The following is a 13,126-nucleotide window of genomic DNA, read 5'->3' as shown; positions in this document are numbered from 1 at the left end:
AGTCGGACCTGACAACGGTTCTGACAGAGCACCGGACGCACCTCCGCAGTCCGGCGGACCGGCCCGGACGAACTGACGGAGTCTCATAGCGCGACACTCATATGACAATCGCATAGTCCAGGTGACCATCCGGTAGCGATTAGCCCGCCCGACACGGGGCATCCATCCGGTATGACCTGGATGCCCGATCGCGAAGCTGTCACGCGTCGACGCCGCCGTGCCGACAGCCCGCAGTACCCCGAACCCCAAGCCGTGGACTGGCGCCACGAGTACGACGGCCACGGCCGGATCGGTCGGCAGCGCCAAGCCGGGGACGAGCACCCGCTGGGCATCCCGCGCATCCTCGGCCGCCGCGCCCGATGGGTCGGGGCGCGCCTGCGTCGCGAAGGCTGACGACCGGCAGACCGTGCCCCGGGGACGTCTCCCCGGGGTGGCCTTCAGAGACGGCTCATCAGACCGGCACGGTCGGTGAGACGGCGGTGAACCAGAGCAGGGCGAAGGTGACCACCGACATGATCGGCACCAGCACCTTGGTCTCCATCGCGTTGCCGCTGCGCTTGATCAGCACCGTCTCGTAGCGTTCCTTGTGCGGCCAGAGCAGCGGCGCACCCTTCTTGGTGAGGCAGTCGCCCAGCAGGTGGGCCAGCGTGCCGAGGGCGACCGCGTACGGGAGCCAGCCGGGGGCGCTGGGCAACCAGTTGTCGAGGCCGGCCGTGCCGAGCACGGAGAGGCCGACGATGGTGATCCACATCGTCGGCCCGTCGCCCGGCGGGTGCAGCCGGAGGGCGCGGACGGCCAGGGCGAGCAGGAAGAACGTCGTGCCGAGGGTGAAGCCGCGTCCCAGGTAGCTGATGCCCGCCCAGGTGCCGCCGCCCATCAGGGCGACGAAGAGCAGCGAGTGGGTGGCGTGCCGGTGCCCGCCGGACACCCAGGCCACGAAGCGGCAGAGCAGCCTGGAGACCGGGCCGAGGAAGTTCGCGATCGTGCCGTCGTGGTGGTCGAGGTCGGGCAGCAGCGCGGCGCCGGCCGCCAGCACCGTGCCCATCAGCACGTCGGCGGGCGCCAGGTGGACGTCGAACAGGACCGGCGCGAGGAACGGCGCGGTGCCCGCGTACAGCATCGCCCCGCTGACCGCGTGCGAGTGACCCATCATGACCGGCCGTCCTCCGTCCTCCCCGGCAGTCGCCCCGCCGGAGCAGGCACCCAACCGACCGACCACCGACCGGCCGGTCCCCGGCTGACTCATCGTCGGCTCGCCTGCGCGGCAGGGCAGGTGACCAGGGTGCAGCTGAGCCGAACGGGTGAGCCCGGCGCGACGCTACCAGCCGGGACGGCCGGAGCCGGGGAGGTCGGGGCCGGGATCACCCGTCAGAGTGCGCAGCCCTCGGTGTCCACCCGGCCGGTGGCCGCCGCGCCCGCCAGCGCCTCGCCCTGCACCTCGGCGGCGGTCAGTACGTACCCGGTGTCCGAACTGTCCAGCGACTTGGCGAACACCACGCCGAAGACCTTGCCGTCCGGGCTCAACAGCGGGCCGCCGCTGTTGCCCTGACGGACCAGCGAGCGGATCGAGTAGATGTCCCGGACCACCTGACCACGGTGGTAGATGTCCGGTCCGGTGGCCTTGATCCGGCCCCGGATGCGGGCGGGCTGGACGTTGAAGGCGCCGTTCTCCGGGAAGCCGGCCACGATCGCGCTGTCGTTGCTCTTCGCCTCGTCCGCGAACTCCAGGGCGGGAGCGTCCAGTTTGGGCACGTCCAGCACCGCGATGTCGCGCTGCCAGTCGTACCGGACCACGGTGGCGTCGTAGAGCTTGCCGGTACCGCCGATCTGCACGGTCGGCTCGTCGACACCCCCGACCACGTGGGCGTTGGTCATCACCCGGTGCGGGGCGAACACGAAGCCGGTCCCCTCCAGGGTCTTGCCGCAGGCGGTGGCGGTGCCGACCACCTTCACCAGGCTCAGCTTGGCCCGGGCGACCACCGGGCTGGCGGCCAGTGCCGGATCGGGCGGGCTGACCTCGGTGATCGGCTCCTGCTCGAAGGGGTTGAAGACCTGGGGGAAACCGTTCCTGGCCAGGGCGTTGGTGAAGTCCCGGAACCAGTTCGGCGCCGAGGCGGGCAGTGTCGACTGCACTCCGCCGAGCACCTGGGAACTGCGGACCTGCTTGGAGACGGTCGGCATCGAGGTGCCCGCCAGCGCCGAACCGATCAGCCAGGCCACCAGCAGCATCGAGATCACGTTGACCACCGAGCCGCCGATCGCGTCCAGCGTCCGGGCCGGACGGCGGCCGATGTGACCGCGCAGCTTCCACCCGAAGTGCGTGGTCACCGCCTGGCCCACCGCCGCGAAGACGATCACCACCAGCACCGCGACCACCGAGGCCACCGTGCCGGGGTCCAGATGGCGCAGCAGCAGCGGGAGCAGCTGAACGGCGATCAGACCGCCGCCCAGGAAGCCGAGCACCGACAGCACGCCGACCACGAAGCCCTGCCGGTAGCCGGTCACGGCGAAGCCCAGCGCGGCGACGATCAGCAGAAGATCCAGGACGTTCACCCGGCTACCCTCCCACGGGCCGCCGCCCGAATGGCCGAAGGACCGGGCAAAGGCCGGGACAAGGCCCGGTAAGCCCGCCGCCGGAACGGACCCGTCACCCCGGCCACACCGGCCGCCCCACCCGGACCAGCTGCCCCACCCGGACCGGCCACCCAGGGCCGTACCCGCCGCACCGGCCCCCGGCACGGACCCGCCGCACCCACCGGACCCGCCGCACCCGCGATCAGAGGTCGAACGTGCGGGAGGTGTCCCACTCCCGCTCCAGACCGCCGTAGTGCAGCACCCGGTCGATCACCCCGGCGGTGAACCCCCAGACCAGCCGCCCCGCCACCTCGAAGGCCGGGCCGACGTGCCCGGAGGGGTGCCGCAGCCGGGCCCGGTTGGCCGGATCGGTCAGTTCGGCGATCGGCACCCGGAACACCGCACCGGTCTCGGCCAGGTCCACCGGGGCGACCGGGGTCTCCCGCCGCCACCAGCCGAGCACCGGGGTCACCACGAAGTCGCTCACCGGGATGTAGAGCGCGGGCAGGGTCGCGAAGACCTGCACGCCGCTCGGGTCCAGCCCGGTCTCCTCCTCCGCCTCGCGCAGCGCGGCCACCACCGGACCGTCGCCCTGCGGGTCGCCGTCCTCCGGATCGAGCGCACCGCCGGGGAAGGAGGGCTGCCCGGCGTGCGACCGGAGCGCCCGGGCCCGCTCGATCAGCAACAGGTCCGGACCCGACGGCCCGTCACCGAACAGCACCAGCACCGCCGATGCCCGCCCGCCCTCGGCCGGGGGCAGGAAGCGGCTCAGCTGCTCGGGCCGGACGGTCTCCGCCGCCTCGCGCACCGGCACCAGCCACTCCGGCAGCCCGTCCCGCTCCACCCGCACCGTCTGCTGCCCGGTCACTCCGCCTCCCCCACGGCCGAAGCCGTCTCCACCCATCCCGCCGGCCGGGCCGGCTCGCCCGGGTAGTCGGCCGGTGGCCGCAGCCGCTGGCCCGGCTGGCCGCCCTTCTCGTACTTCAGCAACTTCGCGGCCTTCTCCGGGTCGATCTCGCCCACTCCGTACGACGGGCAGAGCGCGGTGATCGGGCAGGCGCCGCAGGCCGGACGGCGGGAGTGGCAGATCCGGCGGCCGTGGAAGACCACCCGGTGCGAGAGCATCGTCCACTCCGACTTCGGGAAGATCTCCGCGACCGTGGCCTCGACCTTCACCGGATCCTCGTCCTCGGTCCACCCGAACCGCCGGGCCAGCCGCCCGAAGTGGGTGTCCACGGTGATGCCGGGGACGCCGAAGGGTTCTCCCGTTTTAGGATCACGTGCGTTTCCGAGGACGACGTTGGCGGTCTTGCGGCCGACACCAGGCAGCGATGTCAGGTCTTCCAAGGTCTTCGGCACCTCGCCACCGAAGTCATCCCGGAGCCTAGCCGACAGGCCGAGCAGGGACTTCGCCTTGTTCCGGAAGAACCCGGTCGGGCGGATCAGCTCCTCCAGCTCCTCCGGCACCGCCACCGCCATGTCCTCCGGCGTCGGGTACTTCGCGAACAACGCCGGCGTCGTCTGATTCACCCTCAGGTCGGTGGTCTGCGCCGACAACACCGTCGCCACCAGCAGCTCGAACGGGTTCTCGAAGTCCAACTCCGGATGCGCGTACGGGTACACCTCCGCCAACGCCCGGTTGATCTTCCGCGCCCGCCGCACCATCGCCAGATGCGACTCCGGCTTCCTCGGCTTCCCCACCGCCGTCTTCGCCGAGCTGGCTGCGGCCTTCCGGACCTTGCTCTCTGCCATGCACGAAGGCTACGCCGTACTGCCGCACCCTTGAGGCGGATCATCAACACGCGCGATCACTGGCAGCTAGCCGTGAACCGATACTCCGCAGCTCGCCGTAGGAGCCTGCCAGAGCAGCGAAGCAGACGATCGAGGCGATCACCGCTGCGGTCATCGCCTGGACACGCACCCTCAGCTGCGGACTCCGGTCCGGGCTCGCCACGGTGGCTGCGCGCTGAATCGCGAAGCCCGTCTCGCGCGCTCGGAACCCCGGCCCAAACATCGTCCGTGGGAAATCACCGACAGCCGCTTACACCCTCCATGACCGTCTTTGCCTTGCATCAGACGTAAGCAACCGCACAAGCGCCGTGGTGCCTGACCGTTCAGGTGGTACGCCGAGCGGTCTGATCATTCAGACTGGCCGGCGAGTTCCTCGAAGTTCAGGGCGCGCTCCGCGCTATCCAGCAGGTCGGCATACGTGAGGACCTGGATACGGCTGAGGTGCGCGTTATATGTGCGGATGGTCTGGTCGACCTCTTCGCGGGACACCAATCCACTCCTGTCGGGGTGGCCGATCACGACGGTCGCACGGGCGCGCCGGTAGTCGTGGTCGATGCCGAGTTCGCTGCGCTGGATGGTTCGAAGAGCTGCACCCAGCTCATCCATTGTCCTCAGATAGTTCATGCACTGGCCGACCGCTTCGTGAACGTCGGCAGTGACGATCGCGTGGTTCTTGCGGTGCCGGCGAACCAGGGGGGCCTCCGGGCCCTTGAGCTCGATGATGTTGAGGCTCTGGTCGGCCGAGATGAGCGGGATGTCGTGCTGCTGCAGGGGCATCAAGTCTCGTCGCTCTGCAACGCCCACGTACTGACCTCCGAAGAGCCAGTAGTTCCCGCCGAGGGCCTTCTGCATAGCAGTCTCGTTGACGCCTTCGGACAGGGCCAGCACCCGCAGATTCGCGATCAGCTCGCGACGTCGACGGATGACTGCGGCTTCTGCCGCGACGAGACCCTTGCGCGTCGAGGTGAAGCCAGTCATCAGTGCGTCGATGTCGCTGGTCTGCACGAGCAGTTCACCGAACCGCACGGAGGTCAGCCCACTTCCCTCCCTGAGCTCGCCGACCTGCGACACGTGACTGGTCAGGGCCGAGAGAAGCCCCTCCATGCCCATCTGCGGACGCGGCTCGAGCTGGTCCGCGTCCCCGGCGATGTTAGGGGTGGCGTAACAGATCCCGTCATAGAGCTCATCAACGAGGAAGCGTTGGAAGGCATCCTCGAACCTCTCCTTTACGGACGACGGGCGTCGAGACCCCGGGGCGGTTCGTCGTCCCCCCGCGATCGGCCTGGTCGTCTGCTCACTGTCTTCGAGGATGAAGATCAGGCCGAGGAAGGGCTGGTAAGGGTCGAGGTCGGGTGATCCATAGCCTCGGCGGACGTCGAACGCCGAGGCCATGAACTCCTGGATGCGGTTCGTCACGTTCTTGGAGGATCCGCTACCGGACTGTGCCTTGATGATGATGGCCGCCAGCGGGATGTCGTCCCGAACGATGGTGATGTCCCAGGGGCGCCCGACGGCGTGGAAACCTGGTAGTTCTGCGCCGCGGCCGGTGCGGATCCAGGCAGGGTCAATGCCTCGTTCGATGAGTTCGTCGACCAGCGCCTTCTCAAGGTGCTGGTGCGCGCCAACGGCGAAGCCTGACCGAGACATCCAGCCGGCGCCTCCGTCGTCTTGCCGGCTTCTAACAGCAGCTTCAGCCTCCCGCCAGAAGCCCTTGATGAGGTCGTCAATCCGCTCGGTCATCGATCCCCCTTCGAGTAGCGACGGTCGGGGACAACACTATCGATCGCCTGCGACAGTGTCCTCGATGTAAGCAGCGGACCAGAACAAGCTCAGCGACGCTTGATCTTCCGCAGCACCTTCTGCCCTGGCAGGTAAGCCTCCGGCATACTGCGGTCACTGCGCAGGACTCCGAGCATTGGCTGCCCTGCTTCGCAGCTGAAGTAGTCGTCGATCCCCACACGTGTGACCCGCGCCGATCGATAGTTGCCGTAGGCCGACTCGATCAGAATCGTGTCACCTTCGCGGAGTTCGCTTGCTGACACGCTCTCAGCGTTTCGGAGGACCGGTGCATTGCGCCGCTCCCGCTCCCGCTGCCGTTCCTCAAGCATGGCTTCCATCGCCGTTGTCTGGATGCGGATCCGCTCCAGGCCAGCACGCTCTACCTCAATGGCCTGGCGGGCCTCGCTAACCAGCGCCTGGACTTCGACTGGGGAAGGCCAGCCAGCAGGACGGCTCGGGTTTCCAAGCTCGCGCGCGAGGTGATCAGCGAGCGAAGCCATGAGGTCTAGGAGATCATCTTCGCGGCTCATGTCGATCATTCTGCCGGATATCAAGCCCCTCGAAGGCCAGAACGGACCCGACCCTCGAGCTTCATGGCTACGCAGCGAGCAAGCATTCCACCGAGCCGGTGGACGGCCCAGTCCGATCAATCGACAGCAGCCCTCAGGTCCTCGACGGCTGCGCGGATCGTCTCGTCCTCCGTGAAGGCCCGCCAGTTACCGGAGTCGTGCACCCGTCGGTCGGAGTCCGGGAGCTCGCGCAGAAGGCGCGCTGCCGGGCGTGCGGCCGGGCCGATCCGGGTCAGGTGGCGTACGGCGGTGAGCATGACCGGGCGGTAGGTGCCCTCGGCGAGTGGTCTAACGGCTGTCAGCAGCGCAGGTACAGCGGCCTCTGCGTCCCCGGTCGCCGTCCAGAGGGCGTGTGCCGCCTGCACGCTGGCCCAGGGATCCTCCGTCGCAATGGTCATCGCCCGCAGCCGGTCCGCGTAGTCTGCCGCATGCGGGCCGAGGTCGGCGAGCCTTCGCAGGTCGGGATGCGGGAAGCGGCCTTGCGTGGCGGCCGGGCCGAGGACCGCGAGGGCGCGCTCCGGCTCGCCGCCGACCTTCCAGTACGCCCAGGCGGCCAGTGGGGCGCCGGGGCCACCTGCGTCGGCGCGCGCCAGCAGCAGTTCCTTCGCGCCGTTGCCGGCGGGGCCGATGCCGCCGAGGGCAGTCGCTGCCGGCTGCCAACCGTGGTCATCCTCCAGCAGGGCAAGCAGTTCCGGGACGGCGGCCTTCGCCGCCGGCCCCCAGGCGGCGAGCACCTCGCCGAGCCGGTTGAGCAGCAGGGTTTCCGCGTCGGGGCGCAGGACCTCTCGGATGGCCGGCAACAGCGGCTCGGTGTGATCCTTCGCCAGGAGCAGCATCTCGTCGAGGGCCGGCAGGTGCGGCCAGTAGGGCATACCGCGGCTGACGTGCGAACCGCCCAGGCCGAATCCGCCCCTCGCGCCCGTGAGCCGCTCGGTCAGTCCCGGCACGCAGCGTGGGTCGTTCATGCGGACCAGTGCCCACAGGGCGGCGTCCGCGACCGTGTCCTTGCCGCTGCGCGTCGGCCGGACCGCTGTGTCACCGAGCAAGCCGGCCACCGCGTCCGCATGCCCGGCGGCCAGGGGGCCGAGACACGCCAGAAGGTCGACCGCGCGGTAGCGGACCTCAGTGTCCGGGTCGGCCAGCCGCTTCCCGAGAACGGGGAGCAGCACGGTCGTGGGAGAACGCCACTCCGAAAGCAGAGAGGCGGCCTGCGCGAGGGAACCGATCCGCTGCTCAGGGTCCGGGTGATCGGCCAACAACCCGATCGCGTAGTCCGGGTCGGCGCCCGGAAACAACTTTCCGTTCCACAGGTGGACTCCCAGGACTCTGGTCCCGACCCACGCTGAGTGCTTCCAGAGCTCGACACTGCGGTCTCGTGCGGCCGCCACGACGAGTTCCCGGCACCGTGCGGGCAGGTCGGGGTCACTCACGGCCCGCGCGTGGACCGCCGCCAACCGTAGCTGGGGCTCCCCGTTCTCCAGCAATGCTTCGAGGAGTTCCACGACCTCGTCGGCGGGCTCGGTTCCGGCGGCCCGTCCGATCGAGAGCACCAGGTCCAGGCGGTTCACCTGGTCCTGCTCAGCTTCGAAGGCGCGGAGCAGTGCGGGCAGCAGCTGTGCCGCCGTGCCGCCGCAGACGCCCAGTAGATAGGCCGTCATGCGCCTGATCGAGGGGGACGAATCAGCCAGCAGAGCCAGCACCTCGGGCAACACGTCGGCCCAGGCCGGATGCCACCCCGGATCGACGTACTTCGGAACGGCTTTCACGGAGGTCGACGCCAGGTGGGCCAGCGTCTCCAGCGCCTCATGTCGGCTCGGCACCTCGGCCCCAGCCGCCAACCGCACCAAGAACGGCAACGCGGCGGTGGCGGCGTCGCAGACCCAACCACCCTGGTGAAACAGCAGATTGTCCAGTTCCGAGGCCGCTTCCTGCGCGTCCTCGACATCCGGCCCCTGGCATCGGCGCAACAGGGCCGGTACGTCCTCGGCCGATCCGTAGTTGTGCCTCAGCCCCGCCCAGTCGACGGCGTCCAGTCGCTCCCACATGCACGGGACGCTAGCGCCGACCACCACGCCGGGGCGATGCCCTCTTCAGCGGCTGTTCGGACCCAGTCGTCTGCGACACGATCACTCGTCAGCCTCGCACCCGCCCACCACCCCGCCTTGCAGCACGGTGATGTCACGCCGCCAGAACCGTGATCGGTCGCTCCCCGAAGGGTTCTCCCGTTTTAGGATCACGTGCGTTTCCGAGGACGACGTTGGCGGTCTTGCGGCCGACACCAGGCAGCGATGTCAGGTCCTCCAAGGTCTTCGGCACCTCGCCACCGAAGTCATCCCGGAGCCTAGCCGACAGGCCGAGCAGGGACTTCGCCTTGTTCCGGAAGAACCCGGTCGGGCGGATCAGCTCCTCCAGCTCCTCCGGCACCGCCGCCGCCATGTCCTCCGGCGTCGGGTACTTCGCGAACAACGCCGGCGTCGTCTGATTCACCCTCAGGTCGGTGGTCTGCGCCGACAGCACCGTCGCCACCAGCAGCTCGAACGGGTTCTCGAAGTCCAACTCCGGATGCGCGTACGGGTACACCTCCGCCAACGCCCGGTTGATCTTCCGCGCCCGCCGCACCATCGCCAGATGCGACTCCGGCTTCCTCGGCTTCCCCACCGCCGTCTTCGCCGAGCTGGCTGCGGCCTTCCGGACCTTGCTCTCTGCCATGCACGAAGGCTACGCCGTTGAGGTAGCCGCACAGGGACGATCGGCGGACCTAGGCCGGTCAACTAGCCCAGGGCCAAGCCCAAGACGTTGGCGATCCTCACCGAACACCCCCCGATTGGCGGAACCTCCGGACAGAGATAGCGTTATCTTAAGAAGATTTTCCGTATAGCAAAATTTTCATCCTTGAGAAAGGGTCACCCAGGACAAAAAAGGGGTTATTGTGGACTACTCCAAGCTTGCACCGTCCTTGATTGCGGCCTACGACCGGTACCAGAAAGGCGAAATAGATCCTCTTCGCCGACAGGCCAAGAGCTTCGGGTGGACAGCGCTAGACGAACCAGCAAAGCCAGCCTCGGCCATCGTCTCCCTCAAGTGTGATCCCGATGCCAATTTGGATGATCTGAGAAAAGACGGGATCCGAGTCAATGGCGGCGGCAAGCGCATACGCACCGCCAGCGTGAAATTCGAGGACCTAGAGATAGTCGCCAAGCACGGCGAAGTCAATCGCATAGTATCCGCACACCGCCTTCATCCGTGCCTGGATGAAGCTTGCAAGAATTCCGGGATATCAGAGCTTCGAGAAGGGACCAAACTCTCCGGCAGTGGGGTACTAGTCGGTATAGTCGACACTGGGATTGATCCCCATCATCCTGCCTTCGAAGGGCGGATCGAGAGAATATGGGACCAGACAATAATCGGAGGCGAAGGAGTCGATGAAGGTCGGTATGGGCTTGAATTTTCCAGCTCCAGCGCAATCCTTCCGCAAGACACCGACGGACATGGGACGCACGTGGCCGGGATCTGCACTGGATCAGGAAGCGAATACGAGGGCGTAGCACCAAATGCTCAAATAGCCATCGTTAAGACAGGATTTCTTGATACTCAAATCATCGATGGGGTCCAGTACCTCTTTAGGCTGGGCCAAGAGCTCGGCTTGCCTACTGTAGTGAACTTGAGCCTCGGGGGCCACAATGATGCACACGACGGCAGCGATTCACTGTCTGAGGCGGTAGACGACGAATGTGGACCGGGGCGAATCGTGTGCTGCGCCGCCGGAAATGAGGGCGACATCGATATCCATGCCCGCGTTTCAACCAAGGCAGGACAGTCTCAATCGATCCCCTGTATTTCGGGCACCCTGCAAGGGCTCCCGGAGCCATTTTGGCTAAACGGATGGTACGCGCCGGATGCGAAGGTCGAGGTCGCAATCGCATCACCTGACGGCCAGGCAACACCATTCCAGTCGGCAACAACCGATCCAAGCATCTCCGCGTCGACACTTTACACCCTTTCAAGCGGGCGAGTTGAGATAACAACCCCGCCACCCGACCCATCGAACGGCGACTTCAATTTCCACGTCCGAGTGGAGCCGTCGCCGATTTCCCCGTTTACCATTCTTTCCACATGGCAACTCCTTCTGCGATCAACGAGCGACGCCAATATAGTTGACATCTGGATCATCAGTGAAAGTGACCGCGCGCGCTTCGATGGGCCTTTCAATTCGCCGGAGATGAAGGTTGGATCACCAGGGGTATCCTCGTCCGCCATTACCATCGGGGCATACACGACAAAGACGAATTGGGTAGATATCGATGGAAATCCGCAGTCAGCGCCGTGGTTGCAGGCCGACGACATAGCGAGCTTCAGTAGCCCTGGTCCCAGACGCGACGGTGCACACAAGCCAGACTTCACCGCTCCCGGCGCAATGATCGTCGGCCCTCTCGCAGTGAACTCGTCACCTAACCGATGGCTGACCCTAGACACCCATCACGTCGCCCTTCAGGGCACCAGCATGGCCTCACCGTTTGTTGCCGGCATCTGCGCACTGCTACTAGAGCGTGATCCAGAACTCGATCCGACTAGACTAAAGGAGCTTCTGCGCGCACACTCTGTTGTCCCAGGCTCCGCGACAGGCAGCTTCGACCGTAGATGGGGCTACGGGCGCATCCGCGCGATGAACCTATGAGGGGTGGGACGATGGACTACCGCAAGCTCGATGCCGCCCTTGCCCGGACGGTCGACAGTGTGGGCGATCCGAAGGCCAGAAACATCGCGGTCGTCATCCGGCTGGTCGAGGCGGCCTCTGAACAGCAACAAGTGCTGCTCCGAGCTGCCGGGGTCGTCCGGAGTGCGGCAGGCCGCAGGGTGCTTACGGCGAACATGTCCCGCGAGGACGTAGAGGCCCTTTCTGCTCTCCCCTGGGTCCGCGCCCTCTCGCTGTCGGAAAGCCGCCAGCCGTTGACCGCCCCCCTGTAGTCGCATCGCCTGCCTCGCGAACCAAGACGCCTCACCCAACGCCCCTCTGCAAGCGGTCTCGTCCTGCGCTCTGGCAGCGGACACGGCATGAACGTGGCGGGCGAACTTCGGGATGAGTAGCGCGACCGGGCGGCCCGTCGGCACCGCCACGCACCAAACTTCGGGCTGGACCGGTCAGATCCCTGTCGTTCGGCTCCGGAGCCAAGGCACCGGAGCCGGGTGACGATGGCTGGTGTGACCTGGTGCAAGCCGGCTGATCCACCGGGCCCGCAAATCCGGGCCGCCAAGACGAGCCGAAGGGCTTCGACTGGCGATGCCTCCGTGACCTGATCGCCCGCCTACCCCTGACAAGCCGCTGCGGGTGTTCATCGCCACCAAAGCTGACTGGTTCACGCCAGGTCAGCCACGCGTCGGAGCACCAGACCGTGGATTTCGATGCTCCGACTCGTGGTGGCGATAGATCCGCTCTACTGGGGACGTAGCTGCAGCCTGGTTCAAGAGTGGGATGGAGATCGGCGAGTGCTGGCCATCCCTGCGAGCCCTGGTTCCTCAGCTATACCGAGCCACTCCCGAAGGGCCAGGCCGAGACCTCGACTGTGAGGCGACTCCCGTCTTCTCCTGCCATGATCAAGGCCACTACCGGCAAGGCCGCCGCAAGGTCCGTTCCGTTGTCCTCAGCCTGCCGCCTCGCCTCAGCCCGTGCCCGTTCCATCGCCGGCACCCAGGGCTCCGGCACCACCACTGGTTGCGCCAGTAGCAGGACCTGGCCCCCGTTCGCGAGAAGGATCCGGCCGACCTCGGTCAGGGCTGTGTCCCACCCCACGGGCGGAGCGGATGCGTCCCCGAGCAGCACCATGACGGCGACGGCGCGACCTGGCCCAGCAGCCGGGAGCAACGTGGTCTTCTTCGCCTCGGCTGGGTAGTTCTGGAGCTCCGAATCAGGCATGACGATCGTGTACCCAAGTGTCCAGCCCGGTGCCATGGGCTCGCCCACGGGTTCGAACTTGTCGAAGGCTCGATCGGCACCGGTCGCAAGGAACCCAGACGCAGCCGCTTCGTTCAGGAAAGCATGCCGCCACCTGCCTGATTCGTGGAGGCTCACCTTGATCCGTCCCGCTATGGGGCGCGCGGCGATATAGACGTCCGAGGTCCCGGAGTTGGCGAACACCGTCCATGAGGACGACCTGCGCCCGTCCGCGGCCACGGTCTGGAACCGAAGCTGTCCGCCTGTCTTCGTTGCCACTTCCGACGCCAACTCGCCATCTCCCCAACTGCTTGCACCAGCCACCGCAGTCACGAGGGCTTCGAGCGATAGACGAGCGGGGCCGCCGTCCAGTGCCCCGGGCCGACAAATCTCGGCCATCCTGCCCACCTTTGACGCATCGGAGCCGACGAACACCAGGCCATCGAGGTGTCGGCCTGGCGCCATCGGCTTTCGCCGAGGCGGC

At 67.1% G+C, this 13,126-nt stretch carries 11 protein-coding genes and 1 pseudogene; 3 read left to right on the top strand and 9 right to left on the bottom strand.

Annotated features, from left to right (window positions below; all coding sequences use genetic code 11):
- Window positions 1–171 precede the first annotated feature (171 nt).
- Window positions 172–393: a hypothetical protein gene (locus tag ACIRBX_RS08445; RefSeq protein WP_402294631.1), complete on the top strand. Its 222-nt coding sequence runs from the start codon at window positions 172–174 to the stop codon at window positions 391–393.
- A 58-nt stretch (window positions 394–451) separates the two neighbouring features.
- On the opposite strand, the gene ACIRBX_RS08440 is transcribed toward ACIRBX_RS08445, so the two are convergent.
- The 8 genes and pseudogenes from ACIRBX_RS08440 to nth (ACIRBX_RS08405) all read right to left on the bottom strand — a co-directional run.
- Window positions 452–1,153 carry a metal-dependent hydrolase gene (locus ACIRBX_RS08440; RefSeq protein ID WP_402294629.1) on the bottom strand — a complete coding sequence of 234 codons (702 nt, stop codon included), beginning with the start codon at window positions 1,151–1,153 and terminating at the stop codon, window positions 452–454.
- 215 nt (window positions 1,154–1,368) lie between these two features.
- On the bottom strand, window positions 1,369–2,553 hold the full coding sequence (locus tag ACIRBX_RS08435) for a MarP family serine protease (protein WP_402294628.1): 1,185 nt from the start codon (window positions 2,551–2,553) through the stop codon (window positions 1,369–1,371).
- A 223-nt stretch (window positions 2,554–2,776) separates the two neighbouring features.
- Window positions 2,777–3,478: an NUDIX hydrolase gene (locus ACIRBX_RS08430; protein ID WP_402294626.1), complete on the bottom strand. Its 702-nt coding sequence runs from the start codon at window positions 3,476–3,478 to the stop codon at window positions 2,777–2,779.
- Window positions 3,439–4,326, bottom strand: a complete 888-nt coding sequence (gene nth, locus ACIRBX_RS08425) for an endonuclease III (protein ID WP_402294624.1) — start codon at window positions 4,324–4,326, stop codon at window positions 3,439–3,441. Before nth (ACIRBX_RS08425) ends, ACIRBX_RS08430 begins: the two co-directional genes overlap by 40 nt.
- Before the next feature lie 387 nt (window positions 4,327–4,713).
- Window positions 4,714–6,105 (bottom strand): Shedu anti-phage system protein SduA domain-containing protein, encoded by a 1,392-nt coding sequence (locus ACIRBX_RS08420; RefSeq protein ID WP_402294623.1) that lies wholly within the window; start codon window positions 6,103–6,105, stop codon window positions 4,714–4,716.
- A gap of 89 nt (window positions 6,106–6,194) precedes the next feature.
- Window positions 6,195–6,674, bottom strand: coding sequence for a hypothetical protein (locus ACIRBX_RS08415; RefSeq protein WP_402294621.1), 480 nt, complete (start codon window positions 6,672–6,674; stop codon window positions 6,195–6,197).
- Window positions 6,675–6,790: 116 nt separating this feature from the next.
- Entirely contained in the window at window positions 6,791–8,758 is a 1,968-nt protein-coding gene (locus ACIRBX_RS08410; RefSeq protein WP_402294620.1) for a hypothetical protein, read from the bottom strand.
- Window positions 8,759–8,951: 193 nt separating this feature from the next.
- Window positions 8,952–9,422: pseudogene (gene nth, locus ACIRBX_RS08405) on the bottom strand (endonuclease III domain-containing protein); the annotation flags it as partial.
- A gap of 220 nt (window positions 9,423–9,642) precedes the next feature.
- Here nth (ACIRBX_RS08405) and ACIRBX_RS08400 point away from each other — a divergent pair.
- Both ACIRBX_RS08400 and ACIRBX_RS08395 read left to right on the top strand, forming a co-directional pair.
- Entirely contained in the window at window positions 9,643–11,388 is a 1,746-nt protein-coding gene (locus ACIRBX_RS08400) for a S8 family serine peptidase (RefSeq protein ID WP_402294618.1), read from the top strand.
- Window positions 11,389–11,399: 11 nt separating this feature from the next.
- Window positions 11,400–11,678 carry a hypothetical protein gene (locus tag ACIRBX_RS08395; protein WP_402294617.1) on the top strand — a complete coding sequence of 93 codons (279 nt, stop codon included), beginning with the start codon at window positions 11,400–11,402 and terminating at the stop codon, window positions 11,676–11,678.
- 553 nt (window positions 11,679–12,231) lie between these two features.
- Here ACIRBX_RS08395 and ACIRBX_RS08390 read toward each other — a convergent pair.
- Window positions 12,232–13,077: a hypothetical protein gene (locus ACIRBX_RS08390; protein WP_402294616.1), complete on the bottom strand. Its 846-nt coding sequence runs from the start codon at window positions 13,075–13,077 to the stop codon at window positions 12,232–12,234.
- Window positions 13,078–13,126 lie beyond the last annotated feature (49 nt).

Origin of the sequence: Kitasatospora sp. NPDC096147 (assembly GCF_044763225.1) — a bacterium.
In the GTDB taxonomy this organism is placed as follows: Bacteria; Actinomycetota; Actinomycetes; order Streptomycetales; family Streptomycetaceae; genus Kitasatospora.
This window is presented reverse-complemented; position numbering and strand designations above follow the sequence as displayed.

Coding starts and splice junctions, on each gene's coding strand:
- ACIRBX_RS08445 (WP_402294631.1), top strand. CDS start 172: ATGACCTGGATGCCCGATCGCGAAGCTGTCACGCGTCGACGCCGCCGT.
- ACIRBX_RS08440 (WP_402294629.1), bottom strand. CDS start 1,153: ATGATGGGTCACTCGCACGCGGTCAGCGGGGCGATGCTGTACGCGGGC.
- ACIRBX_RS08430 (WP_402294626.1), bottom strand. CDS start 3,478: ATGGGTGGAGACGGCTTCGGCCGTGGGGGAGGCGGAGTGACCGGGCAG.
- nth (WP_402294624.1), bottom strand. CDS start 4,326: ATGGCAGAGAGCAAGGTCCGGAAGGCCGCAGCCAGCTCGGCGAAGACG.
- ACIRBX_RS08420 (WP_402294623.1), bottom strand. CDS start 6,105: ATGACCGAGCGGATTGACGACCTCATCAAGGGCTTCTGGCGGGAGGCT.
- ACIRBX_RS08415 (WP_402294621.1), bottom strand. CDS start 6,674: ATGAGCCGCGAAGATGATCTCCTAGACCTCATGGCTTCGCTCGCTGAT.
- ACIRBX_RS08410 (WP_402294620.1), bottom strand. CDS start 8,758: ATGTGGGAGCGACTGGACGCCGTCGACTGGGCGGGGCTGAGGCACAAC.
- ACIRBX_RS08395 (WP_402294617.1), top strand. CDS start 11,400: ATGGACTACCGCAAGCTCGATGCCGCCCTTGCCCGGACGGTCGACAGT.